This is a genomic window from Halocatena salina (assembly GCF_023115355.1).
GTDB classification, from domain to species: Archaea; Halobacteriota; Halobacteria; order Halobacteriales; family Haloarculaceae; genus Halocatena; species Halocatena salina.
In genome coordinates this window covers 1,707,270-1,732,618 of the sequence record NZ_CP096019.1, presented here as the reverse complement: position 1 = coordinate 1,732,618, position 25,349 = coordinate 1,707,270, and the positions used below count along the sequence as shown (strand labels likewise).

The following is a 25,349-nucleotide window of genomic DNA, read 5'->3' as shown; positions in this document are numbered from 1 at the left end:
ACGTGGGCTGCCACACCGATTCGGTTCACTCGGACTCGTATTTCACGGTTTTGGTCCAGGTGTTGATCTGTTCATCCTGGCCGGAGTCTTTGTCCATCAGTTGGACGGTCACTTGGAGTGGTCCTTGTTTGTACCGTTGGAGATCTGATGGTTCGATACCGATCGTATATGCCCCGTTTGGAGACGGGGTAAGCACATCCGTCTGTCCGAACGGTTGCCCGTTGATTTTGACTGAGAGATACGGATCTCCGTTACCGTCTGGATCTCTGTCTGGCAGCCGTGTATCAGCCTTGACCGTGATGTTGAAATCAGAGACGTACCCGTTGCCGTTCCGATCGGTGGTATCCACGATGCTCAACCCTCCTGAGGCAGCCGTCCGGGTTGCTTCCGTGGTCGTGGTCGTTTGCGTCGTTGGCGTGGGGGACGGTGTTGCTGTCTCTGTTGGCTGTGTCGTCGTTTGGGTCGTCATCTGCGTCGTCTGTGTCGTGGTGTCGGGAACCTGCTCGGTCGTCGTCGGTGTTTGCTTCGGAGCAGGCGTCGACGCACTGCTACTCTCATCGCCAGTGTCCGATAACGCGTCAGTGCCGGGGAGGTTGATCCCTGCTGCGATCACAGCCCCGATCAACAGAAACAGCACCCCTGCACCGATGAGCACAACTTGTAATATCCGTTGACTCTGGTTGCTCGTGGTGTCTCTTTCTCTTCCCCGTGGACCTCGTCGTCGGCTCATTCGGTTTCCTTTTGGACTCATCCCGTATCAGCGCATCGTTGCTTAGCCAGTCATAAACGGGACGCAAACAGCGATCGCTACGTGCCAGTCCGTATGGAGCTACGAATGAATATAATCGGGGGCGGGAGATGGGAGATGCGTCGGCGTCGGGTCCGTGGGAATGGGCCCTGCCGGATTCGAACCAGCGATCAATCCGTTATGAGCGGATCGCTTTGACCAGACTAAGCTAAGGGCCCTCTGGATGGTTGTTTTCGGTCTGATGTCTTTAACGCTACGGTGCTAGCGCTACTCCACTCGCCTCTGATAGAGCACGCGCCCGGTCATGCCCATGACCTCGGTGTCGCCAGCGAAGACAGTCGTACGTGATCGAATGAGCCCGAGATCATCATCCCACGGCTCTTTATCCATGACTTCGGTCCGTACCGAAAGCGTGTCTCCGGGACGAACGGGTTCGTTCCATCGCAACTCATCGACGCCGACGGCTCCCATCGCGCGCGAATCGTCTGGACTGTTATCGACGAGCATCCGCATCGTCATCGCTGCGGTGTGCCACCCACTGGCGACGAGTTCACCGAAGATCGACTCTTCGGCGGCGGACTCATCAACGTGGAACGGTTGGGGATCGTACTGCTCGGCGAACGAGACGATCTCCTCTTTTTCGACGGTGTAGCTGCCGAACTCCCGTGTTGTGCCGATCTCGATGTCTTCGTAATACCCGGACAGCATACCTGATTTCCGGTGAGCAAATGGATAACGCTGCTGTGTCGATCCCGTGTCGGCGGGACGGTTTTGCGTTCACGAGACCAATCGGAGCACATGGACCCCGACTCAACGGTAGACGACGAGCTAGACGGGACGACGGACACGAGACCGGAACTGGCGGAGGACTTCGACGCGCATCTCCGGGCTGGAGCGGCGATCTACAACGCCGGGGAGTTCCACGCGGCCCACGACGCGTGGGAATCGGTGTGGCTCCGGTTAGAGTCGGGTCCCGACCGAGATCTACTCAACGGACTGATCCAGTACACCGCGGCGGTGTACCACGCCGATCAACGCAACTGGGAGGGTACGACAGGGCTTGCACGAAGCGGACACGAGTACCTCACCGGACTGGGATCGACCCACCACGCGGTGGCACTCGATCCACTCCGTGAATACCTCACGGCGTTGGAACGGGATCCAGAACGCATCGAGCGTCAGCCACCAACAAAGATCGTCGTGGCTGGTGAACGAGTGCGGCTCGAAGCGCTCCCGTTCGGAGCGCTCGCCATCGCGGCGCGCGTGCTTACAGAAGAGCACGAGGGGGATACAACACTGATCGAGCGCGCGATCGAGTATGGTCGGGCCGATCTCGAAGCGGGACAAGCGACGAGTCCGTTCGTTACGCTTCTTGTCGATATCCTTCGGAGCGACGGTATCACACGCGACACCGCACGCCAACGGTTATCTGAGCACGTTCGTCGTCGAACGACCAAGGAATCGGACGTGAAAGGCCTGTTCGAGTGAGAGGGGTTAACTCCGGGGTTCGAGTTCGGCGTGGTCGGCGGAGTTGTCCTGAGGGCTGTAGCCGAGTCGTTCGCGAGCGCGATCGATCGAGTAGTATTTGCGGTCGTTGTCGGAGATACCGTACACGATCTCATAATCGACATCAGCAGTGATACAGCAGTCAAATAGGTGAGCGCAGTCCCGGTAGGAGAGCCACATTGCTTGTCCACGCTCGTAGTCGATGGGGGGATGATCTTTGGTGAGATTGCCGATTCGGACACAGATGACGCTCAGATCGTGCTCATCGTGGAAAAACCGGCCGATGATCTCACCCGTAGCTTTGCTCACGCCGTACCGGTTCGATGGCCGGGGGAGTTCCGTCCCATCGAGCCTGTAATCATCACTACTCCGGTAGATATCGGGTTTGCGCTCGGTTTCATAATGCCCGACGACGTGGTTCGAAGAGGCGAAAATGACCTTCTCGACGCCAGCATCGAGTGCAGCCTCGAAGATGGTGTGCGTTCCATCGATGTTGTTCGTCAGCACACTGTCCCATGCGGCTTCCGGACGGGGATCGCCGGCGAGATGAACCACGACATCGATACCGGTCATCGACTCGCGGACGCGACTGGCATCGGAGAGATCGGCCGCGATGTACTCGTGATTCGTAACGTCGTACTCCAGATCGGAACTAGTGCCCGTCTCCGTGGGAGGCGGCTCCCGATCGAGCAATCGCCAGTCATACTTCTGTCCGAGACCACCGAGGATGGCACCCCCAACCCGACCCGCGGCCCCTGTGAGCAACACCGACGTAGCCATTCACACGACAAAAGGAGGGTTAACAGTAAGAATCGTGCGGTTTGAGTGGCTGCTACAGAACGTGAAACATTCACGAGAGAGTCAGTAGCGAACGAATCGAGCTATATCAGTTCGATACCAACCGTGCGAACGCGAGCGAGCCAGAGATGTTCTCGATGTAGGCATCGACGACATCACCTTCGTTGGCCCCCGGCACGAACACCGTATACTCTCCGCGCTCGGCGACCCCATCACCCTTTCGTCCAGTGCTGACGATCTCAAGCGTGTAGGTGTTGCCTTCCTCGATCGCATCGCGCTGTTGGGTTTGAGTTGTGCTCCGGCGGCGTTTCGAAACCGGACGGAACGCGCCACAGGCGTCACACCTGAGCATCGGCGTACCATCCTCGGTCACGAGACGGGTATCGGGTAGTCCACACTCCGCACAGAGGACGTACACGTCGACATAAGAGTCGATCGCCGAATCGAAATCGGAACCCGAAAAGGTGCCGTTGTATCGGCCTACGCCGTCGTCGAGTTTGCCGTTCGTCCCGAGATCGCGTTGGATGAACCGGTGAAGATGATCCGGCGATCGAGACACCGTCTCGGCGATATCTTCGAGATTCGTCAACCGAGTGAACGCACCGTCTTTCTGTGCGCTGGCATTGGGTACCGAAAGACGTTCACCCTCTGATTGGATGTCCGGAACCGCATCCATGGCTCTATCGAGGCTCGATTCGTAATCCATACATGATAGAAGGACCTTGAGCCGTAAACCCGTTGCGAGATACACCGCCACATGGGGGGTATGATTCGAATCAAGCTCGCATCCGGTGGATCAAAATCGGGCGGCATTTAGTGACGGGAATACGAACCCCCCTATGGACCCGACGGACCGCGAAACGGCCTGTTTCGAGGCAGGCGTGAAATTCGGGGCGCTCTATCATCAGTTCGCCGGCACCCCGGTTAGTGCCAAGAACGCGGACAGTCTTGAAACCGCGATCGAGGAAAGCATCGAAAACCAACCCGGCTGTAGCGCTGTGTCGGTCGACATTCACACCGACAAGCTCGAAACCACCCGTGGGTACACGGAACTCACCGGGGAGTACATGGACGTCACGCTCCGTATCGAGTACGCCGACTGTATCGTCCACGCCGAAATGGAGATGGAAGACGGCTACCCCCTCATGCGCGTCGTCGACATCGTCGAGGAGTAGCTGACCCTGATCCACGATCACTTACCGACAACTGGATAGAACGGTCTTTTATTTCACTTTCGGTCTCGGGCGGGCGTTTATACTCACCCGGAATAAACCGCCTACCATGAGTCAAACGACCCTCGACGACGACGAGCTGTTCGGAGAGGCAGCGAACGAAATCCGGACCGACGTGGAGTCGAGTTTAGCGACGGCCCGGGAAGCACTCCCCGACACCGAATCGATCTGGACCGTCGAGGCCGACAACAGCCTTGGAGTGCTCAATGCCCTTCACTCATCGCTTGAGACGGGTGACGCCACGACACACCTACGAGACGCCAAGAAGTGGTATACGATGGGCAAACGGGCGAATGCGTTCGACGACGCTGACGATCTCGATGCGGAGATCGAACAGCTCGAAACCATCGTCGAGGATCTCGAAACCGCACACGAGCAAGTCGGTGATCTCACACGCACGATTCCGGAGTTACGAAACATGCTCGAATCGGTCGATACCGACGAGGAACGCGACGAGTCGGATTAGAAACGAGTGTGCCGGGTGATCGATCCGGCTGGGACGACTGAAATCCCGAGCATAGCGGATCGAGCCATTACCAGCGTTCGGGCTGAGTAAGCCCGCGTACCGATACCGTCTCGATCAGTTCGACGAGCGCGTCGGCAGCTTCGTCTAACAGCTCCGCGCCGAGTGTGCCATCCCCCCGCGAGGGATCACCAACGACGCCATTTTCAGTGAATTCCGCGGAATCGTACGCGAGGTTCGTTCCGGACTGCCACTCACCCCAGTGGTCGGTACCGTTTTCCGTCGCTTCCTGAAGTCGATCGTCGTGTATGAGTTCCGACTGGAGGTGACTGATGAGAGAGGTTTCGAGCGTTCCGCCATGTCCCATTCGACCGGAAACGGCTTCGAACCACGTGAACGGAACTACGTATGCGGCGTTGTGTCGAGAGATCGCAGCACAGCACTCCCGAAGCGCATCCACATTGCCACCGTGGCCGTTGACGACGACGACACGGTTGAAACCGTGATGGATGAGGCTCTCGATCGTCTCTCGAACGTATCGCCGGAACGTCTCTTCTGTGACCCACAGTGTGCCGTTGAAATGCCGGTGCTCCTCCGCTACCCCGACCGGAATCGTCGGCCCCACCACGAGATCGCCGTCGTAGTGCTCATCCGCGGTCTCGGCGACGGCGGATGCGATCACCGTGTCCGTCCCGAGCGGTGCGTGTGGACCGTGCTGTTCGGTCGAGCCGACGGGAAGCAACGCGAGATCGGTGTCGGCATTCTCGACATCTGTCCAGGTGCTCTCCGAAAGCTGCATATCACCCCAAGGGGGCACAATAGATTTAAACGAACGGGACAGCCGTCCCCCGGAATGGTCGTTTCCTAACAGTATCTTTCATATATTTGGTGTGCTTGGTAGATCATCGATCGTTTGCCTGCGTCCAAAAGCTGTTCGTCGGTCGCTATTGCGGAGAACGATACCGGTTAATGACGATCTCCCCTCCGCACAATGGATGGCCGAAACGGACATTCAGGAACTAGTAACCGAAGCGGAGTGGCGATCGGCGTTCCCGGTGATGCGACAACTACGGACCCATCTCGATGAAGAAGCGTATCTCGATTACGTACGACAGATGACGGCAGAGGGCTACCGGCTGTTCGCCCGCCTGGTAGACGGCGAGATCGTCGCGCTCGCCGGAATTGAGATCCAAGTGAACATGTATTATGGTCGTCACGTATGGGTGTGTGAACTCGTCACTGATAGTGATCACCGGTCGTCGGGCCACGGACTGGCACTGTTGCGGTTCGTAGAAGAGTGGGCCGACGAGCAAGGGTGTGAACTCGTCGCGCTGTCCTCTGGCGTGCAGAGAACAGATGCACACCGGTTCTACGAAGAGCGGGCCGACATGGAACGGGCGAGCTACGTGTACAAACAGCCGTTGCGATGAGAATCAGTCAGTCGTCGGCTCCGGTTTGAGCCTGTCGCTCCGTGGCCCGATCGATGAACTCCTGTGGGAGATCGTCGATCTCGCCCGCTTGGACTCCCCAGAGATGGGCGTACAGCCCATCGGTGTCGATCAGGTGCTCGTGTGTGCCTCGTTCGACGACCCGTCCGTCTTCGAGGACGAGAATGCCGTCAGCGTCTTTGATCGTCGAGAGCCGGTGTGCGATGGCGAAGGTGGTCCGGTCTGCCGTGAGCCGATCGAGGCTGCGCTGGATGAGCATCTCGGTTTCGGTGTCGACGTCGCTGGTCGCCTCGTCGAGCACGAGTATCTCTGGGTCTTTGAGGATCGCTCGCGCGATGGAGATGCGCTGGCGCTGGCCGCCCGAGAGTTTCACACCACGTTCACCGACCATGGTGTCGTAGCCCTCCGGAAGGTTCGTGATGAACTCGTGGGCTTCTGCGGCCTTTGCGGCCGCCTCGATCTCCTCATCGCTCGCATCGAACGCTCCATATGCGATGTTCTCACCCACCGAGCCGTAGAACAGGAACGTGTCCTGACTCACATAGCCCACGTGTCGGCGGAGACTCGGGATGGTCACATCCCGAATGTCCTGGTCGTCGATTCGGATCGCACCCTCGTTGACGTCGTACATCCGGAGTAGGAGCTTCAACACGGTTGACTTTCCCGCGCCCGTCGGTCCGACCAACGCGACCGTCTCGCCGCCATCGACCGTGAGCGAAACGTCTTCGACGATCGTCTCCTCGTCGTAGCCGAACGTCACGTCGTCGTACTCGACAGCACCGTCTGAGATGGTGAGTTCCTCGGCCTCGGGATCCTCAACGATCCGGCTCGGCTCGTCCATCAACCCGAAAATCCGGGCTGAAGAGGCGTACGCGCGCTGGTACATGTTGATGATCTGTCCGAATTGGGCCATCGGCCAGATGAACCGCTGGGTGTAGAGGATGAACACGACGAACTCGCCTGCCAGGAGTTCTCCGGTGAACGGACCGGGAGCCGTTCCCGTCGTCTGATAAGAGAACACCCAGTATCCCCCGACGGCGAACGTGAGCACAAAACCGATCCCGGCGATCACCCGCAGTCCGGGGAAGAACTTGATTCGGGTTTCGATAGCGTCCCAGTTCGCATCGAAGTAGTCCTGTGACACGTCATCGACCCGGTCGGATTCGTAGCCTTCAGTGTTAGTGGTTTTGATCACCTGAATGCCACCGAGATTGTTTTCGAGCCGGGAGTTGACCTGCCCGACCGATGATCGTACCTCAGCGTATTTCGGTTGGATCGTCTGTACGAACTTGTAGGTGAAGACGGCGATGAGGGGCACCGGGAGCAGTGCGATCAGTGCGAGTTGCCAGTTGCTGGCGAGGAGGATCACGCCGATCCCGACGACCATCACCGACAGCCGAAACACGGAGTTCATGCCGTCGTTGAGGAACTTCTCGAGACGGTTGACGTCGTTCGAGAGCACGGACATCAGTTCACCGGTCTGTTTGTCCGCGAAAAAGTCCATGTTCAGCCGCTGCATCTTGTCGTAGGTGTCCGTCCGGACGTCGTGTTGGATGTTCTGGGCGAACGCGTTCCATCCCCAGTTGCGCGTCCAGTGAAACGCCGCACCACCGAAAAAGGAGACGGCGATGAGGGACGCCAACAGGACGAGCTGATCGGATTCGGTCGTCGGTAGCCACGCTTGTGGCACGATCCAGAGGGAAAACGCCTTCTCGTCGTAGAAGATCGCATCGACCGCAAGACCGAGCAACAACGGCGGAAGTAGATCGAGGATCCGTGCAACGATGCTAGCGCTCACACCACTCGCGAACGCGATCGGGTTTTTACGGCCATACTCCGCAAACAACCGCCTCATCGGACTCGTCGCGTTCTCCCGTTGCTCCTCAAACGGGTCATCTTCGTCGGCGGTATGTTCCATTCATTACGATACAATCGGATTCTGCAAAAGACTTAGTGGAAGCTGTCAACACACCACGTATACCCGTGTTCGCAGTTCACAGCGATCGGTGGATTCGTTCTATTCGTTCTCGATCCGAACTCGATCGCCGACCTCGACGTCCCGTTCGGTCGTCCAGTGGTGGTTCACTTCCAGCACGTACTGGCCGTAGCCGGGGTATTGATACTCGTTGCCGTCAGCTCCCTCGGGCGGTTTCGGCGCGTGGTGAATCGACGTGATCCGATCGTCCGCCCCGATGTAGACGATGTCAATGGGGAAACTCATCTCTCGCATCACGTAAGTGTGGTTCTGGGCGGCGTCGTAGGTGAACAGCATTCCTTCGTCTCGGGGAAGGTGTTCCGTGTCGCTCAGACCGATGTATCGTTTGTGGGTGGTGTCGGCGACGCGGGCGTCGACGCTACCGAGACGGGTCCCGTTCTCGTCGTGGATCGTCACCGTGGCGTGGTCGTAGCTGTCCGGTGACGGTGCTGGGATCGGAAGCGAGATCACGCCAGCGCTTACGAGGACAAGGACGAGGAGTAGCCACACGAGGAACACGCCGAGATAGTTCCGGACCCGTCGGGAGACCATTCGAGCGAGGTTGGACTGGGAAGAACTAAACAGTCCCGACAGGGGCACAGTGAACAGCGGGCGACCGGCGAACGGAAAGTGTTATTCGGATCGGGGATGTGTGTTCGGGTGTGGGTCCGTGGTCTAGTGGTTTATGACGCGTCCCTTACAAGGACGAGATCGGTGGTTCGACTCCGCCCGGACCCATGAGTACTGAGGGGGAAAGCGCCGTCCACTTCCGTGGGTTGGCCGAGCGTTTCGAAACGCTTTTTCAACTCCTCGTCGTTGCTCAGTATGAGCCGCCTTAGCTCAGACTGGGAGAGCACTCGACTGAAGATCGAGCTGTCCCCGGTTCAAATCCGGGAGGCGGCATACGCTTCCACTTTTTATGTCGTCGGGGTTCCTCGCTCGCTACGCTCGCTGCGGGAACTACCCCTCGTAAAAACGTGGGGAAAAACCTCCCGGACGCTCCCTTCGGTCGCATCCGGTGAAACCGCAGTTCATTTCGTTCATCGCGAGACACCGGCACTCAACCGAAGATTGAGCTGTTCCCGTTCCCGCGAGCGGGAAATCGAAAGACGCCGGAAGCGAGGGTTATGCTCGACACAGATAAGACAGCAAAACAGACTACACCACTATATTCACTTTCTTGTGATTCAGTAAATTATATGGATAGATAGCATGTATTATCCATATGGCCGAAATTAAGATGTATTTTGGGGAGATACAGACAGATGAATCACTGCCGCCGCTGGATATTATCGCTGAACAGGTTAAAAAGAGCGGACTGATCGAACAAGAGGGAAGGCAATTAGGAATACAGGAAAAATCTGATAGAGATGAATATTATAAATCTGATGATTATTTCTTTGTACGCTATGTCCAAGAAGTATCTGAAAATCATCCGAAAATTGATGGAGGAAGGATTCAGATCGGTAAAAATACCCCCGCTCGCATGATGAGATTTTTACTGACTCAAGACGGTAAATATGCATGTGAGTCTACATCTCAAGTTGAAGATAGCGATGCTCTAGAATATCTTATCGGAAAATACTCGCTCAAAATTGACTTTGAGTGTGGCCGTAAAAACAAATTTGAGCCAAAACGGATAGAACAATTCTATGATAAGGCATGGAAGGTACGTGGGCTGAAACTGAAAAGAAAAAATGGTATTGTAGACGATGTAGATCTTGATACTGATATAGGGAGCCACGTCAAGAATGCCAGTAATGTAGCTGTTCGAGCTGAATTCAGTACTGAGCAGCAAGATGAGGACCTCCAACGAGCAGACATCATTGACGAGCTCGTTAAATTATTTGATATTTATGAAGTGAGAAGAAAAGATAGTTCAGGAAATATTCATACAATATTCCATAATGGGAAATATAATATCCGCTACCCATCCAAATTGGATATCCAGCAGCAGAGCAAAGAGATCCACGACGTCTTGTTATCAATGACAGATGGGTCTGTTCAGAAATCTACTAATAGTCAAGCCAAGCTACAATCATTTTAAACCCAAATTATATTCTGTAGTGGTATAGCAACGGAGTACGACAAAGAGATGTCGGTTCGAAACCCTCACAGATCACCATTGCTAAAAATCAACTGCGCACTGTTCTCTTCGAGCCAGTGGGCCTTGGCTTTGTAGTCCGGAACGTACTCCTCAACGGTCCGCCAGAACGTCCGTCCATGATGCTGTTCGAGTAGATGCGCGAGTTCGTGAACGACGAGATAATCGATGACAGCCGGAGGCGCCATGATGAGCCGCCAGTTCAAGCTGATCGTGCCTCCCGTCGAACAGCTCCCCCACCGGGTGCGCTGGTTTCGTAGTTCGATCGTCTCGTAGCCAACGTCCATCTGTTCTGCGTACTGGTCGACGCGGTCTGTGAGGTAGTCACGCGCTCGGCTTCGATAGAAGTTTTCCAGTGCCTGCTCAACCGACGACTGCTCGACAGCACTCACCCGGAGTCGAATCGATGTCTGTGTCAGTTCGTGACTCTGGCGCGACTCGATGACAAGTTCCCGATCATCTCCGAGGACGGGAAAGCACTCGCCTGCCTCGAACGTGCGATCAGGAGCCTGTTCTCGATAGTTGTCGTAGCGTCGTTGCTTGTCGATAACCCACGCCGCGTTTTCCTCAAGCAACGCCATCGGCTGAACCTCCTCTGATACGGGAACGACGACCGTAATCCCGTGTATATCCACGTCTATCCGGGGTTCTGTGGCATCAGCGCTATGACACACGTTGTACTCGACGGTGGTTCCCAACAGATCGATCGTCCGACGGTGGGATTCAGCCATGGTTCTCGATGCAGTAGTTTCGCATCGCCCCCACGAATCCATCGTGGTCTCGTATCAAGTGTCCTAGGTCGTAGTCCTTGACCAGTACGTCCAACAGAATCCGCTCGATTTCCGCGATCGTCTGTTGGTTGGTCTTCCAGCCGTGATACTCCCGGTCAACGCGTTCGCGGAACTGTGAGACGACCGTTTCGGCAACGGCTTTGGCTTGCTCCTCGGAGTCGATTGCGTCGGGCGTCTCTTCGGTCAAATGCGTGTAGATAGCGAATTCAGCGTCGTCCATTCCCTGCTCTTTGGCGTCTTCATTTACACCGAGAACCTCCTCTTCGACCGATTTTAGCGCCGCAACCGTCTCGGGATCACCGATGTCGTCGTCTTGCCATCGTTCCACGATGTCAGTCACGCGCTCGCTCAGACGCTTGTAACGTGGGTTCTGGTTCTCACGTGGATGCAGATGTTCGCGGGTTGCGTGGGCGATCTGTGACGCCTTCACACCGGGATTATCCAGTCCCTCTACGTCTTCGAGATACTCCTCGCCGAGTTTGTACGTCGGAAAATCTCGTTTGATCTTTTCGATCTCGACGTTTTCGCTGACGATCTCGCGGGTCTTCTCCCGCATGTCCTTCTCGGGAGCGTCGTCGCCCGCCGTCGTTCGTTCGAACGCGACGTGTATCCGGCTGAGCCACTTGTACTCTCGCTGGACGCCTTCGTTGATGAGTCGTTTGTCCGGTGCAACGGCCTCATAGAGGTTCTGGAGCCGACGGAACCCTTGTTTGAACGTGCGGCGTTCTGGGTGGGTGCTGATGCGCTCGACGGCTGCTGAGGCGACCTCTTGGGTGTCCTCTTTCGGGATGTCCTCAAAGATCTCCATGACGCTCGCTAACTGGTCAACAAGGTCATCGTACAGCTCATCCGTATCACGGGCGGCGTAGGCTTTCGTTTCGGCGTCGTAATCCAACGCCTCGTCTATGTTCTTAAAGACGCCTTGGAAATCGACGATCTCGCCGTTTCCCTTGCCCTCGGCGGGGCGGTTCGTTCGAGCGATCGCCTGCATGAGGGTGTGGTTTTTGATGTTGCGGTCCAGATAGATCGTCTTCAGAATCGGCGCGTCGAACCCCGTCAACAGCATGTCGTGGACCACCAACAGTTTCGGCGTCTCTTCGTCTGCCTTCTCGCCCGTCTGTTTGAACGCCGTGATGATGTCGTCACGTTCCTCGGAATCGGTGTGGAACTTCTGGATCAACTCAGGATCGTCGTTAGTCGACGTGTAGAGTACTTTCACCTCGTTCTCGTTCCGACGTTCGATGAGACGTTTGCCGTACATGGCCGCCGATCGACGGCTCGGTGTGACGACCATCCCTTTCCAGCCGTTCGGTGCGACGTGGTCGTCGTAGTGGCGGTCGATCTCCTCGACAACGCGGTCAACACGAGGCCCGATTTCGGCGAGTTCGGTGGCGGTGACCTCCTCGCGGATGAGCGCGTGTTTCTCATCGGTCGAGAGGCCCTGAAACGCCTGTTCGAACGTCTCATCGAGACCCGACTCGTCGATGTTCCATCCCATTTCGTGACGGAGTGTGAAATAGACGGGAAGGATCAGCTCGTCGTCAATGCCCTGCTTGATCGAGTACCGGTGAAGGTAGTCCTCACCCTCGGGAGAGAATTCGCGGAACGTGTTGCGGTCCGCGTGGCGTTCGCCCTCCCTGACCGGCGTGCCGGTAAAGCCGAAGTGATAGCAGTCGGGAAGTGCGGCATCGAGACGGCTGCCGAGGTCGGCCTCCATGAACCGGTGGGCCTCATCGCTCATGACGATCACCTCGTCGTTGTCCTGCTGATCCGGCGTAACGCCTTGGAACTTTTGGATGGTCGTGAGGACGAGTTCGCTCTCGCCGTCCTCGATGAGGCGTTCGAGGTGATCGATGCTCTCGGCTTTGGTCCACTGTTCGAGCGAGAGGTTTCCCAGTTGGTTTTCCATCTGTCTTTCGAGTTTCTCCGTGTCCACGATGAGGAACACCTGCGGGTTGTCGACGGCGTTTCCTGATAACAGGTTGTCAGCAGCGTACAGCATCGTAAAGGATTTTCCGGAGCCTTGGGTGTGCCAGATGAGACCGCGTTTGTGCTCGCCCGTCCGGACGCGGTCGAGGATCGCATTGACCGTGTTGTACTGCATGTACCGCGGGATGATCTTCGCGTCGCCGCCGGATCGTCGTTCGTAGAAGACGAAGTTCTTCAGCAGGTCGAGCACGGTGTCGGGGGCACACAGGGCGTTGACCGCCTGTTTCATCTCGTTCACGGTGTCGGTCTCGGGTGCGTCGTTCCACGGTTCGTAGAACGCTTTGGGTGCCCCGACCGCGCCGTATCTGAGTTCCATCGTGTCGGCGGCGACGTTGAACAGGCCGGGCACGAACAGCCGTGGAACGTCTGTCTCGTAGTCGTGGAGGTCGCTCACCGCGTCGTGCCAGTCGTTGTCCTGTGTCAATCCTTTCAGCTCCATCGTCACCAGCGGGATCCCGTTGACGAACAGGCTCACGTCCGGGCGGATGGTCGTTTCTCTGGAGACCGAGAACTGATTGACGGCGTGAAAGCGGTTGTTGTCGTGCTCTTCGTGGTCAATCAGGTCGATGTATTCGGTTTTCGTCGTGCCGTCCGCTTGCGTGACCGAGAACGGTTTGCCCTTGGTGAGCAGGCGGTGGAACGCCCGATTGGCGTCCATCAGATGCTCGGTATCGAGGTCACGTTTCAGCGAGTCGGTGAACCGCTCGGCGTCGTTCTCGGAAATGTCGTTGATCATGGTGAGCTGTTCTTCGAGGAGATCCCAGTAGATCACGTCGTGGCGCTTGCGGCCGTAGGCGTCATCGAGAACGGTTGCGCCGTGGCCGCCGTCCTGTCCGTGTGTTTCCCAGCCGAGATCAGAGAGCCACCGCAGTAATGAGCGTTCGATACCACTTTCGGAAGGAATACTAACCATATCGTTGTATTTCGTCCGGTATCGCTATGGATGTGTCGGCAGTTTGGACTTTCCCCGAGAGGAGATCCTGCATGAGGGCCTTCTTGAGGCGTTGAAGTCGTTCTAAGTATTTATTAGAATGAATCTCATAGTTCTGTATGTTTTTGAGTGTATTGGATATTCCTCGTTGTTCTTCTAACGGTGGGACAGATATCATAAGATTATATAATTCACTACTGGTTACAGAATCGAACGTACTTCCAATAGCGATCGATTTCACATACCGCTCGCGTCGTCGGAGATGGTGATACAGATATTCGGGGAGAAGTGAATCACCAGCCGATATCCCAGCTAATCCCCGACCGATACAGCATTCCCTATCGGCTATGTTCACCTGTCCAACATACGTTCCCCTAACAGTCATTAGCACATCGTTAGCTTCAGCGATTTTAATGGGATCAGAACACCATCGGTTATGGGTTGGACTTCGGAGACCAAATTCATTGTTCGCTTGGAAGAAGGGAAGCCCTTGGCCGTGTTCGTTATAATATTCTGACTTGGGTGATGATCCCATCGTAATTTCACATGCTTCACCCATTGGGCGATCATCCCAATGGATAGGAGTCTCACCTAGTGTTGATGATTCCTCATGCTCACAGTCCAAATGATATCCTGAAAACAATCTCTGGGAAAGACCCTGTTCAACACACTTTGTTTGTTCGATTACCTCCTCCGTCTTCTGAATCGCTTGGTCAATGTTGTGGAGTATGGTGGCGATTTTGCGCTGTTCTTCGAGGGTTGGGATAGAAATCCGATGTTTCTTGAGATCACCAATTTTCACCGCTGGATAACCAGATCCAGCGACATAAGCATCCATTTGAGAGAAAAACCGATGAGAAAGGATTTCTTGGATTAAGAATAAAGGATTCAGATTGCCACCTGTTCGGAGTACACCGAAACCGGAGGAGCAGATATTACCATCATGCTTGTCAGTGACAAAGCCATGACTTTCCTGCTTTGGTCGAACGGTGCCAACAAGAATATCACCCTTCTGAACCCGCCGCTGTGCCCGGCTCGGGGCCTCATCAAGAGCAGTGGTTTTACTCTCTAACAGCCTACCACTCGAAGCTTCTGAAAGAGAGATATACTCAAACGTCTCTGATGACCAATCGTCTTCAGTGAAGCTATCCGGATTGATATCAGCCACATCATTCAACCGTTCAACACCCCAATTTTCAGGAATTTTTCCGATAGGAGTTTCTACCCGGTCGACAGAGTATTCAACATCGACAAACTCATCCAGCGTAGCGTCCTCACTCATAGTTCAACGCCTCCATGTGCTGGTCCATCCGCGCCTCGATCTCGGCTCGCTCCTCTTGCAGTTCCCGCAACTTTCCAAGCTCCTCCTCGACATCGATCTCCTCTTCGGGTTCGGTCGTATCGACGTACAGCGCGATGTTCAGGTTGTAATCATTCTCCCGGATCTCCTCCAGTGGAACCGTCCGACTCACCCGCTCCTCGGTCGTCCACTCCCGGAAGTTCTCGACGATGTGAGCGACACCCTCATCAGTCAGCTCGTTCTGGTTCGACAGTTCATCGTAAAACGCCTCGGCGGCGGCGTGGATGAACTGCACTTCGTCCGCCCGCTCTTCGGGCTTGTCGGTGTTCAACACGAGGATCGCGGAGGGGATCGAGTTGTTCTGAAAGAGGTTCTCGGGCAGTCCGACGATCGCCTCGACCAGATCCGATTCGAGCATCGGCTTCCGATACCGCTTCTCGTGCTTGCGGAACAGCACACCATGCGGAATCACGATCGCCGCCTTGCCCCCCGTCCCATCCGTCGCGGGCGTTTTCAGCTGCTCCGCCATGTGCATAATGAAGGCGTAATCACCGCGATCCGCGCGGGGGAGCTTCTCATGCCAGTCGAATCGCCCCCACGGATCGTCTTGCAGCTCGCTTTTAGCCCAGTCGGAGGAAAACGGGAAGTTCGCCAGCACGCGATCGAAGCGGGTGAGTTCCTCCCCGTCCGTAAATTGGGGATTCGATAAGGAATCCTCGCGCTCGATCGTGCCGTTCAACCCGTGGATCGAGAGATTCATCGTAGCGATCGCGGCGATATCGGGGTTGATCTCCTGACCGGTGAACGTCAACTTCGCAGGATCGCCGCCCTGCTCGTTGTGGTAGTACTCCGCCGCCTCAATGAGCATCCCACCCGATCCCACGGTCGGATCGTGGACCGTATCGCCGTCCGCAAAGTCGTCCACCAACCGAACGCAGAGGCGGACGATGTGGGGCGGTGTGAAAAACTGCCCACCGGATTTGCCCTCTGCCTCCGCGAAGTGGCGCACCAGATCCATGTACGCCTCCCCGAGCATGTCCGGCGGCACGCTCTCGCGGTCGAGATCGTGTTTCGAGAGATGCTCGATCAGCTTCCCGAGCCGGTCGTCATCCAACGCGTCGGCGTCGATGTAGTCCGCCCGGAACACGCCCGCAAGCTCGGCGTTCTGTTGGGTAAGCGCGTCAAACGCCTCGTTCAGCGCTTGATCAACGTTGTCGCTGACCGACCGGAGATCGGCCCACCGATACCCCTCCGGAACGACGGGAATGTCGTATAAGTTCTCCCGACCGGCGAACTCCTTGCCGTACTCCTCGACGTGCTCCGAGTACTGCGTTTCGAACTCATCGGAGATCGACTTGTAGTAAACCAGCGGCAGAATGTACTCCTTGTAGTCCGTCGGATCGACGGCGTCACGGATGATGTCGGCACACTTAAATAAATGAGATTCAAGTTCATCCAACGAGAGAGTCATACCCGACCTGTTTCGAGCGATCATGATATAGGCTGCGGTACTACGTCGACATCACCGATTGAGCACCGCGAGCCGGTGGAGGCAAACGGCTGTAGTGCGATACACCGCACGATGGAACTCCGGTTTCTGGGCGGTGCTCGTGAGGTGGGACGGAGCGCGGTGCTCGTCAACGACACGCTGTTGCTCGATTATGGGATGATGAACGACACGCCACCACGCTTTCCGGTCGGCTCGGTCGCGCCCGAGGCAGTGGTGCTCTCCCACGGCCACCTCGATCACGTGGGGGCGCTACCGTCGCTGCTGTCGGGCACCGACCGCCCCGCGATCCACTGGACACCTCCCACCCGCGAGCTGACCCACCTGCTCGCCCGAGACACGCTGAAACTCCACGGCGGAACGTACGACTGCCCGTTCACAGAGGAGGAGGTCCGCCGAATGCGAGAGGTCTCGACCGCCCATGCGTATGGAGAGCCGTTTGAGGCCGCCGGACACGAGATCACGCTGTACGACGCGGGTCACATCCCCGGCAGTGCCCACGTTCTCGTCGACGACGGGGAGACACGCCTGCTGTACACCGGCGATTTTCACACCGACGACCAACGGCTGGTTGCCGGCACGACCGCCCGTCCCGAGGCGGACGTAGTGATCTGTGAGAGCACGTACGCCGACGTAAAACACACCGACCGAACCGAACTGGAACGCCAGTTCGTCGAAAGTGTCCGAACGACCGTCTGGAACGGCGGAACGGTCGTCGTCCCGGTGTTTGCGATCGGACGGACACAGGAACTGAGCATGATCTGTACGGCCAATGACATCGACTGTCACGTGGATGGAATGGGCACCCGTGTGACGGAGCTGTTCAGCCAGTATCCGAACTACCTCCGAGATCCGGACGCGTTTCGGCGCGCAAAATCCGCCATCAGAACTGTCTCCGACGGCGACGAACAGCGCAGACGCATTGCGGATACGAACACGACGATACTCACGACTGCTGGCATGGTGACCGGAGGCCCGGTGATGACGTACCTCCCAGCGATCCGGTCGGATCCCACGAACGCGGTCGCGCTCACCGGCTACCAAGTCGAGGGAACGCCGGGCCGGGAGCTACTCGAAACCGGACGAGCAGAGATCGACGGACGCGTACTACCCGTGAGTGCCCGCGTGAAATCGTTCGATTTCTCGGCACATGCGGATCGAAACGGACTGTTCGAATTCCTCGAATCGTATCGAAACACGACAGTCCTCCTCAATCACGGCGACGACTGCGTCTCGTTTGCGACCGAACTCCGGACGGACGGCTATGACGCGAGCGCACCGACGCTAAACGATCGGATCGTCGTGTAAAAAATGGATCTACTTGTAACGCTACCCAGAGATGCTGGAGAGGAGAGCTATGTTGGAGTCGTCAACCTGAACGCCCAAGACGTTCGTGCTGATGTTGTTCAGGGTGTCGTCGATGTCGACGAGATCATTGTCGTTGACGACCGTCGTCTCTCCACTGTTGATATCGGTCTCTGCGGCCGCAGCGGTACCCATGCCACCTGCGACGAGACTCAACAACAAGACAGCGGTCAATGCCGTGCGAAGTTTCGATGTCATGATTAGTCTATACTGAGGTACGCTCAATTCTTAACAACATGTACGACATTCACTATTGTCATCAGTATCCAATGTGCATCAACGTTCATTTGTAACGTTGTCTCGAAGACAGACCACTCTCTGGCTGTCTCGGCGAGTATTACGTTGTGATGCGTCGTCGATCGGACCTACATTCTCCATTGTTACTATTGGATGTGAATGACGTATCGTTCGATACCCCAGTATCGCAGTACATCACGGAGTGGAGTATAAAACGTATCGAAGGGACAAACGTCGATCTGATCGATAGGCGCGATACAGATTTCGAGTCGATGAGGAGGGACGCTTTTTGCCTCCGAGCGTACCTTGAACCGATCAGGTGACACGTTGACATCCGTCGAGAGAAAAGCTCTTACTTTGGATCATAGGAGCAACGAGCTTTTCAGTGACAATCGATTGGGTTGGATGTACATTGGTGTATGAACCGAAACACCGATAGCAGTAGCGACAGCAATGTTCGTGATCGTTCGAGAAGCAGTGAGCGAGCGGTTTCGACGAATAACCGATAATGGGATCGTGGTACATTTTGGGTCTAGAAGAGACCTCAAGATCTGAACGAGTACTGTTCGGTGTAACGATGACCGTGATGCTAGCGTTGGGAGCCGTCGGGCTGCTCGCTCCGACGTTTCTGAGCGACGTACTCACCGACACTCAAAGCTGGATACTCACGTATTTCGAGTGGTGGTTCATTCTGCTTGGATTCGTGCTACTGATCGGTACAGTGATGTTTATGGCCTCGAAATACGGCCAGATCCGTATCGGTGGCCCGGACACCGAACCGGAATTCGGTCTGTTTTCATGGGTGTCGATGGTGTTTACGGTTGGCTTTGGCGCGTCCATTCTCATCTGGGGCGTCGCCGAGCCGATCCAGATCGTCAAATCACCGCCCTCGCCCGCACCGGTTGAAGGTGCGACCACCGAGTCAATGGCGCTGGCGTTCATGTTCATCCACGAAGTGTTTCCCGGGCTAGCGATGTGGTATCTCCCCGTTGCGATGGCGTTCGGGATCACCGTATACACGCACGGTGTCAGCGAATACAAGATCAGCTCGATGCTCACCGGCATTCGTGGCTGGAAGTGGCTACCCGATTGGCTCACTGACATAGAGGGTTCGAGATCCGTTGTTTATTGGGTCATCGATGCGGCGGCACTCATCGCCATCATCGGCGGGATCGCAACAACGCTTGGATTCAGCGCACAGACGATGTCTGCCATCATTGGGCGTGTCTTCGGGTTCGAAGCGGCGGCCTTGACCTACGCGGTCTTTGGACTCATCGGGATCATCTTCCTCCTAGACGTCTGGCTCGGGCTTCGTTCGGGGATCCGCAACGCTGCCCGCGTGACCGTCGTGTGCATCGCGCTTGCAATGGCGCTGCTCGTCGTGGTCGGACCGACCCTCTACATGTTCGAGTTGGGCCTAGACGCAACGGGGGTTTGGCTCAGCGAGATGTTCCGACTGACGCTGTACACCGCACCGAGCGGCAGCGCCAACGGGGCGGCCGGGCTGACCGGATTCTGGTGGGCCTGGTGGGCCGCATGGAGCATCTTCGTGGGGAGCTTCGTTGCGCGCGTCTCGAAGGGTCGAACACTGCGGGAGATGTTCGCCGTACTCGTGGTGGTTCCTACAGTTTTCACGTGGATTCAACACTCGCTCATCGGTGGGTGGGTGCTCGCACCCGGTAATCAGGAACCGATCGCTCAGGCGATAGAAACCAGCGAGCCAGCTGCGATCGCTACAGCCCTCAACATCACGCCATACGGAACGGTGTTGGCGGTGTTGTTCTGTTTCGTCATCGCGGGCTACATCATCACCTCGCTCGATTCAGCCGTGTACATGCTGTCTGCGATCACGCTCGGCACCGAAGAACCCAACCCACGAAATCGTGCGTGGTGGGGAGCACTGCTGGCCGTCTTCGGCATGATATCGCTCAGACTCGAAGAGTTCAGTGCTATCGAATCGCTGTCTGTGACGATGGCGCTCCCATTCTCGCTGTTCCTCCTCGTGATCCTCTATGGCAGCTACCGCGTCGCTCGACAGTACACTGGAGACGAAGACACTGCCGAATCGACCACAGTAATACCACGCTCTCACCGGTCTGACGCCGATTCGGGAGTGACAACCGACGACTAGGCCAGTATGGCCGACATCGCTCAGACAACCGTCGCGATGGCATCTCCGTCGAACGTCGATTACTCCCAAATGACGTCGGTATCGCCCTCGTGGCCGTGGACGGCTTGTACGTCGTTGATGTCATCGTAGACGCTAACGCTACCGACGTCGGTGATCCACGCGACGACACATTTCCCGTTGGGCGGTGGAAACTGCACGCCGTAAGCGACGATTCCAGTGCCGGATACGCCCGAGGCGTCTGTGTGGCGATACAGCGCGAACTTCCGAAACTCCGGAGATTGTGAGAACGGATCAGGCATACACGCTCCCTTCCGATACCATACCCCGAACTGACGGCCCAACACCCAAGCCCTTTGCGTTGTGGCGTACAGAAACGTGACTTAGGTCGTGGTTGTACGATTCACTCCAACCGGTGGCTCCAAACTAACTCTTCCATCGTTTCTGTGCTATCGTCACTGTAGAGAAGTGTGACCGTCGGCGTTCCTATGTTCTCGATGTCAGTGTACCGTGTCATGATTGATCTGCACCGAATGGCGCGTATCGGTGCAACGACGCCATTCACTATAAACATAATTATTAATAATACTAAACTCGCCTAGGTTCCTAAAGGGTCGTCAGGAAACGGAACGGGAGTTGGTCGGGTTGAAAGCTTCAATCGACCGCTATCCCTTTAGGTATCCCCCCAAGAGACGGATACGATGGCGAATCGCAAGGGAGAACGGCGAGAACGAGAGCTTGTCAACCTGCTCGACGAGCACGGGTTCGCGGTGATGCGCGCGCCCGCAAGTGGGAGCGCAACCGAACGAGAGTTACCGGACGTGCTCGCGGGCAACGGATCGGTCTTTTACGCGATCGAAGCGAAATCGAGTGGTAGCGACTCGATCTATCTCTCTGGAGAGGAGGTTGAGAGTCTCGTTTTCTTCGCGCGGAATTTCGGCGCGAAACCCCGTATCGGCGTGCGGTTCGACCGCGAAGACTGGTATTTCTTCCATCCGGGCGATCTGTACGTCACCGAGGGGGGAAACTACCGCGTGAAACGCGAAACAGCACTTTCCTCGGGGACGGATCTCACCGAGCTTACGGGCGAATCCACGAAAACGGCGCTCACTGACTACTAGTGGCGTTGGGAAGTCGCGCCTGTCTCGCGGACTGTGGACGCCATTCACGTTCGAGCCGTGAGTGTGGAAACGCGTACTGTCGTCGTTGCTCGAACGGTTCGTCTGACGGCCCAGAAAAGGGGTAGACGCACATAACGACGGGATCCCCGTGGGGATAGCCGACGTTAGTCGGGTAGTCGGCGACAGTTCCGTCATCGATCAGCACGCAGTCCGCCCGGTCTCCGGTCTGTTCGACTACGACGAGCAGATCGTCGGTTTCCCGATCCCGAACCGTAGTTCCCGGAGTGAACTGACACGCCTCACAAACCGCCGGTTCCTCGGTGTGGACGAACGAGCGTCGACCACAAGCCAAGCAGGTGACAGCTCGGTGATCGGGAGCTGGAAGACGACCCCCCGTTATTTCGAGTGCAACTCGTCGGAGATGCTTGCATCGTTCGCCTCGATACTGGTGGTCAGGGCACGTACACCACCCCGACTGGAGGTCGACTTCGTACGCCGATTCGCTCTGCCCGACGACGACATATTTTCCGTTTCCAAGCGCTCTGGCGCGCATTTTCTCGGTCCATGCCCGTGCTGCCCGTGGTGGAAGACGACGGGTATCCGGAGCGAGAGCAACCGCCGATGACGCTGGTGAGTGTTCTGGATGCGTCATGATGTTTGGGGAATGTGGTTCCACACGAAACGTAGGTGTTCGAGCAGTATGAACCACACGCCCGTTGTGGCAGTTGCTCACTCGCTGTCCGTGGAGACGTCCGAGAGTTCCGCGGCGTAGGCCTCAAGAGGATGGTCGTAGTCGGAATGGTCTTCCTCACAGATGCCGTGTGCGCGCATGGTGTCAAAGCTCGGTGGTGAGAAGGGGACCGCTTGGCCCGCCAGTCGTTCCGTCGCGTACACGAACTGTTCGTCGTCGATACCACAGATCTCGGGAATCGTCTCGGGCGTCTGGCCGATGCCGGAGAGGAACGTGATGAGCGTGAATCGTTCCACCTGACCGAGTTCGTCGTCGCCGGATCGTTGGAGCAGCGTGGCGATACAGGCAGGGAATGCGTCCGGTTCGAAGCGATCGATGACGTCTGGATACTCGATACCTACGAGTTGAGTTCGGATTTCCCGAACGGTTGGGCGGAGTGGCTCTGCGATCTCGGGAGGAACCACGAATGGGAGTCCATCGAGCACCCGTGTTTCGATGGCCTTTCCGAGGATTTCGAGGAGTTCCGATTGGCTCACAAAGACGGACCCAGCAGTCAGTTCACGCTGGACGAGCGACCATCCGGCCTCTCCGGGCGCGAACTGGAGATACCGATCGACTGAGACGCGATAGGAGACCGTTTCATGGCGTTTCTGACGGTCTAGCCGTTGGACATCGCCGTCCAATCCCAGCTCCGCCAACACCGTTTCGAGCGAGAACGACTGGTCAGTCTGTCGGTCTGTTCTCGTCATTAGCTCCTCATCGATGCGTGTACGGGCGGTCGTGGCTTCGACAGCCGCATACTTCTCCACCGCACCGGGTGTATCCAGCAAGGAAACCAGCATCCGTGCAATGGGGTACGATAGCAGCTCGGTTCGAGAAGACACATGGCGGTCGGATTCGACGGTCCCCTCGGTGAGTGCGCGTATCACCCGTTCTCGGCCACGTTCGACCACTGCGTTGTTGGTTCTTACGAGCGAACCAAGATCCACGTCCGCATTGGCAACGGCGTCTCGGGCCGCGTCGAGAAACGGGTAGCGGGCGTGGTAGGCGTCCATGCTCCCGTTTCGCTGTGCCAGCGAATAAGCACGGCGGTCGACAGAAGGGCACCACAGCCCGCGTCACTCGGGATCCGAACGATATTGTATCCCGAGAGCAAACCCAGCGTTCGTGGCGCAGTTTCAGTATCCGTGTCCGGACTGTCGAACGACGACGAACCTTCACACGCCCGATTGTCGGTTCGATGGGACACCGTGGACCGACATCGAGGCGGCGTACATCGACATTCTGAGCACGCTTGCACAAGGAGCAAAACGTGAAGGCCGACTCCGCGAGGAGTCACCCGGTCGGTGGGATCGCCTGCATTCCGCGACGCTCAGTCGGCTCCGACACGATCAACGCGTCCGTGAAACACCCGGCGGTGCACTGGAGTTGCTCACTCCAGTGGCGTTCAAAGAGCAGATCGCCGTCCCGTCCCAAGAGCCGCTGGGACTCATCTACGAGGAGGGAAGCGTTCCCGGCTGTCACGACCACGCCGTCTTTGCGCTCATCGCGTACTATGAGATGGTCGGCCTCTCTTGGAGCGAAACCCGAGAGTACGTCACAGACTGGCTCCGTGAATCCGGGACGTGGAATCGGGGGGGATTCGAGGAAGCGACCCCCGAGGCGGTCGTCGACAACAAACGCCACGTCTACGTTCGGGGGTACGGTTGGCGGCAGGCTGCAGAAGAAGCTGCTGCTGTCATCAAACGACGGAAGTAACAGCGTTTTATAGTCATCATATGGACAGTGTCTTGTTCCTCTTTGCGGTGGGAACAGCGGCGTTTGTCGGCATTAACATCGGTGGCTCTTCGACTGGCGTCGCCTTCGGTCCTGCCGTAGGAAGCAGATCCATCACGAAGCTCGGTGCCGCAGCCCTGATGACGGTGTTTGCGTTCGCTGGCGGATTCACGTGGGGAAAGAACGTGATCAGAACGATCAGCGTCAAGGTTGTGCCCCAGAGCGTCTACACCCTCGAAGCCGCCGCGGGCGTTCTGTTGTTCGTTGGGCTCGCACTTCTCGTCTCGAATCTGTCGGGCGTTCCGGCCTCGACATCGATGACGGCCGTCGGCGCTGTCGCTGGATTGGGTGTGGCGTCGAAGACACTCCGATGGGATGTTCTCGGTCGGATCGTCGTCTGGTGGCTGATCGCTCCGATCATCGCCTTCTGGATCTGTGCCGTCGTCGGTCGATATCTGTACCCACATCTCGCTGTTCGATTTCCGGTCGACCAAAGCGACGGATCATTACTCGAAATCGATAGAACGAGTACGTATCCACGCATCTCGATCAGTGAGGAAACGACAACCAAGGAGCTACTAGCAAACGCACTCGTTATTGTGGTCGCTTGCTATATGGCGTTCGCCGCGGGGGCGTCAAACGCCGCTAACGCGGTTGCGCCGCTCGTTGGAAACGAGGCCATCGGGATGAACGCAGGAGTCGTACTGGCGAGCGTTGCCATCGGGATCGGAGCGTTCTCTATCGCCCGCCGGACCCTCGATACGGTTGGCAACGACCTGACTGATCTTCCGATTCTCGCCGCCCTGATCGTCGAGATCGTGAGCGCATCGCTCATCACGTTTCTCTCTCAGATCGGCATACCAGCCTCACTGGCAGTCAGCGCAACGATGTGTATCGTCGGACTCGGGTGGGGACGGGCGACGCGGTCTGTGACGCTGGCGAACGCGGCCGCCGGTGCTGTCGGCCCTGATCGGGACGACCGCTCGAACCCGGAGCGCTCCTCGTCGGCGACGGGAAACGTAGAAAACCCCGGCGAGGTGCCCGAAATCGGCGTCCCAGATCCGAACACGTTTTCGGCGCGGGAGCTGTTCGATCCCTCGGCGACTGCCCGAGTAGTCGTCCTTTGGATGCTCACACCCTCGTTTGCAGCGATCGCGGCCTATCTGATGTTCGAGTTCGTCGTCGGCTTGTGAAACCTCGGTGGTCCGGTGGTCTGAACGGTTCGTGGACGTTCTCGAC

The 25,349-nt window shown here is 57.0% G+C and carries 25 protein-coding genes and 3 tRNA genes; 12 read left to right on the top strand and 16 right to left on the bottom strand.

The genetic code is table 11. From position 1 onward, the window contains the following. Positions 1-25 precede the first annotated feature (25 nt). The 3 genes from MW046_RS08840 to MW046_RS08830 form a co-directional block, all read right to left on the bottom strand. Entirely contained in the window at positions 26-730 is a 705-nt protein-coding gene (locus tag MW046_RS08840) for a hypothetical protein (protein WP_247992749.1), read from the bottom strand. Between the two features lie 161 nt (positions 731-891). Beyond that, positions 892-966: transfer RNA gene (locus tag MW046_RS08835), tRNA-Ile, on the bottom strand. A 49-nt stretch (positions 967-1,015) separates the two neighbouring features. Beyond that, the gene (locus tag MW046_RS08830; protein WP_247992748.1) at positions 1,016-1,456 is read right to left on the bottom strand and encodes a MaoC family dehydratase; all 441 of its coding nucleotides are present in this window, start codon (positions 1,454-1,456) and stop codon (positions 1,016-1,018) included. 90 nt (positions 1,457-1,546) lie between these two features. Between MW046_RS08830 and MW046_RS08825 the strand changes: the two genes are divergently transcribed. Then, positions 1,547-2,236, top strand: a complete 690-nt coding sequence (locus MW046_RS08825; protein WP_247992747.1) for a DUF309 domain-containing protein — start codon at positions 1,547-1,549, stop codon at positions 2,234-2,236. 6 nt (positions 2,237-2,242) lie between these two features. On the opposite strand, the gene azf is transcribed toward MW046_RS08825, so the two are convergent. Beyond that, on the bottom strand, positions 2,243-3,034 hold the full coding sequence (gene azf / locus MW046_RS08820) for an NAD-dependent glucose-6-phosphate dehydrogenase Azf (protein WP_247992746.1): 792 nt from the start codon (positions 3,032-3,034) through the stop codon (positions 2,243-2,245). A gap of 106 nt (positions 3,035-3,140) precedes the next feature. Further along, on the bottom strand, positions 3,141-3,758 hold the full coding sequence (locus MW046_RS08815) for a translation initiation factor IF-2 subunit beta (RefSeq protein ID WP_247992745.1): 618 nt from the start codon (positions 3,756-3,758) through the stop codon (positions 3,141-3,143). 133 nt (positions 3,759-3,891) lie between these two features. Here MW046_RS08815 and MW046_RS08810 point away from each other — a divergent pair, with 133 nt between their 5' ends. Continuing rightward, complete coding sequence (locus MW046_RS08810) at positions 3,892-4,227, top strand: dihydroneopterin aldolase family protein (protein ID WP_247992744.1); 336 nt, start codon at positions 3,892-3,894, stop codon at positions 4,225-4,227. A gap of 106 nt (positions 4,228-4,333) precedes the next feature. After that, the gene (locus MW046_RS08805; protein ID WP_247992743.1) at positions 4,334-4,750 is read left to right on the top strand and encodes a DUF5790 family protein; all 417 of its coding nucleotides are present in this window, start codon (positions 4,334-4,336) and stop codon (positions 4,748-4,750) included. Between the two features lie 67 nt (positions 4,751-4,817). On the opposite strand, the gene MW046_RS08800 is transcribed toward MW046_RS08805, so the two are convergent. Then, on the bottom strand, positions 4,818-5,546 hold the full coding sequence (locus MW046_RS08800; RefSeq protein ID WP_247992742.1) for a creatininase family protein: 729 nt from the start codon (positions 5,544-5,546) through the stop codon (positions 4,818-4,820). 196 nt (positions 5,547-5,742) lie between these two features. Between MW046_RS08800 and MW046_RS08795 the strand changes: the two genes are divergently transcribed. After that, the gene (locus MW046_RS08795) at positions 5,743-6,177 is read left to right on the top strand and encodes a GNAT family N-acetyltransferase (RefSeq protein WP_247992741.1); all 435 of its coding nucleotides are present in this window, start codon (positions 5,743-5,745) and stop codon (positions 6,175-6,177) included. A gap of 7 nt (positions 6,178-6,184) precedes the next feature. Here MW046_RS08795 and MW046_RS08790 read toward each other — a convergent pair whose 3' ends face one another. Beyond that, positions 6,185-8,113, bottom strand: a complete 1,929-nt coding sequence (locus tag MW046_RS08790) for an ABC transporter ATP-binding protein (RefSeq protein WP_247992740.1) — start codon at positions 8,111-8,113, stop codon at positions 6,185-6,187. A gap of 99 nt (positions 8,114-8,212) precedes the next feature. Continuing rightward, positions 8,213-8,722, bottom strand: a complete 510-nt coding sequence (locus tag MW046_RS08785) for a DUF192 domain-containing protein (RefSeq protein ID WP_247992739.1) — start codon at positions 8,720-8,722, stop codon at positions 8,213-8,215. A 112-nt stretch (positions 8,723-8,834) separates the two neighbouring features. Here MW046_RS08785 and MW046_RS08780 point away from each other — a divergent pair. The 3 genes from MW046_RS08780 to MW046_RS08770 all read left to right on the top strand — a co-directional run bounded on the left by MW046_RS08780 (position 8,835) and on the right by MW046_RS08770 (position 10,217). Continuing rightward, positions 8,835-8,908, top strand: a tRNA-Val gene (locus MW046_RS08780). Positions 8,909-8,999: 91 nt separating this feature from the next. Beyond that, positions 9,000-9,073 (top strand) — tRNA-Phe (locus tag MW046_RS08775). A gap of 322 nt (positions 9,074-9,395) precedes the next feature. After that, positions 9,396-10,217 (top strand): hypothetical protein, encoded by an 822-nt coding sequence (locus MW046_RS08770; RefSeq protein WP_247992738.1) that lies wholly within the window; start codon positions 9,396-9,398, stop codon positions 10,215-10,217. 65 nt (positions 10,218-10,282) lie between these two features. Here the strand turns inward: MW046_RS08770 and MW046_RS08765 are convergent, their stop codons facing one another. The 4 genes from MW046_RS08765 to MW046_RS08750 are packed head-to-tail and all read right to left on the bottom strand — an operon-like array spanning position 10,283 to position 16,756. Continuing rightward, the gene (locus tag MW046_RS08765; protein ID WP_247992737.1) at positions 10,283-11,005 is read right to left on the bottom strand and encodes a M48 family metallopeptidase; all 723 of its coding nucleotides are present in this window, start codon (positions 11,003-11,005) and stop codon (positions 10,283-10,285) included. Beyond that, entirely contained in the window at positions 10,998-13,967 is a 2,970-nt protein-coding gene (locus tag MW046_RS08760) for a type I restriction endonuclease subunit R (RefSeq protein ID WP_247992736.1), read from the bottom strand. The genes MW046_RS08765 and MW046_RS08760 overlap by 8 nt, the downstream gene beginning before the upstream one ends. After that, on the bottom strand, positions 13,960-15,267 hold the full coding sequence (locus MW046_RS08755) for a restriction endonuclease subunit S (protein ID WP_247992735.1): 1,308 nt from the start codon (positions 15,265-15,267) through the stop codon (positions 13,960-13,962). The genes MW046_RS08760 and MW046_RS08755 overlap by 8 nt, the downstream gene beginning before the upstream one ends. After that, entirely contained in the window at positions 15,260-16,756 is a 1,497-nt protein-coding gene (locus MW046_RS08750; protein ID WP_247992734.1) for a type I restriction-modification system subunit M, read from the bottom strand. Before MW046_RS08750 ends, MW046_RS08755 begins: the two co-directional genes overlap by 8 nt. A 111-nt stretch (positions 16,757-16,867) precedes the next feature. Here MW046_RS08750 and MW046_RS08745 point away from each other — a divergent pair, with 111 nt between their 5' ends. Continuing rightward, positions 16,868-18,100 (top strand): MBL fold metallo-hydrolase, encoded by a 1,233-nt coding sequence (locus MW046_RS08745; RefSeq protein ID WP_247992733.1) that lies wholly within the window; start codon positions 16,868-16,870, stop codon positions 18,098-18,100. Positions 18,101-18,121: 21 nt separating this feature from the next. Here the strand turns inward: MW046_RS08745 and MW046_RS08740 are convergent, their stop codons facing one another. After that, positions 18,122-18,355: a hypothetical protein gene (locus tag MW046_RS08740; RefSeq protein ID WP_247992732.1), complete on the bottom strand. Its 234-nt coding sequence runs from the start codon at positions 18,353-18,355 to the stop codon at positions 18,122-18,124. 547 nt (positions 18,356-18,902) lie between these two features. Here MW046_RS08740 and MW046_RS08735 point away from each other — a divergent pair. After that, positions 18,903-20,525, top strand: coding sequence for a BCCT family transporter (locus MW046_RS08735; RefSeq protein ID WP_368411324.1), 1,623 nt, complete (start codon positions 18,903-18,905; stop codon positions 20,523-20,525). A 59-nt stretch (positions 20,526-20,584) separates the two neighbouring features. Here MW046_RS08735 and MW046_RS08730 read toward each other — a convergent pair whose 3' ends face one another. Continuing rightward, positions 20,585-20,824 (bottom strand): hypothetical protein, encoded by a 240-nt coding sequence (locus MW046_RS08730; RefSeq protein ID WP_247992730.1) that lies wholly within the window; start codon positions 20,822-20,824, stop codon positions 20,585-20,587. A gap of 399 nt (positions 20,825-21,223) precedes the next feature. Here MW046_RS08730 and hjc point away from each other — a divergent pair, with 399 nt between their 5' ends. After that, entirely contained in the window at positions 21,224-21,643 is a 420-nt protein-coding gene (gene hjc, locus MW046_RS08725) for a Holliday junction resolvase Hjc (RefSeq protein WP_247992729.1), read from the top strand. On the opposite strand, the gene MW046_RS08720 is transcribed toward hjc, so the two are convergent. After that, entirely contained in the window at positions 21,630-22,295 is a 666-nt protein-coding gene (locus MW046_RS08720) for an SWIM zinc finger family protein (RefSeq protein ID WP_247992728.1), read from the bottom strand. The two genes, hjc and MW046_RS08720, sit on opposite strands and share 14 nt — an antisense overlap. Positions 22,296-22,372: 77 nt before the next feature. Next, complete coding sequence (locus MW046_RS08715) at positions 22,373-23,389, bottom strand: DNA primase regulatory subunit PriL (RefSeq protein WP_247992727.1); 1,017 nt, start codon at positions 23,387-23,389, stop codon at positions 22,373-22,375. Between the two features lie 112 nt (positions 23,390-23,501). On the opposite strand from MW046_RS08715, the gene MW046_RS08710 reads away from it, so the two are divergent. Together MW046_RS08710 and MW046_RS08705 are read left to right on the top strand one after the other, a co-directional pair. Further along, positions 23,502-24,092, top strand: a complete 591-nt coding sequence (locus MW046_RS08710; RefSeq protein WP_247992726.1) for a DUF7474 family protein — start codon at positions 23,502-23,504, stop codon at positions 24,090-24,092. 20 nt (positions 24,093-24,112) lie between these two features. After that, a complete protein-coding gene (locus MW046_RS08705; RefSeq protein ID WP_247992725.1) occupies positions 24,113-25,303 on the top strand; it encodes an inorganic phosphate transporter in 1,191 nt (396 codons plus the stop codon). Positions 25,304-25,349 lie beyond the last annotated feature (46 nt).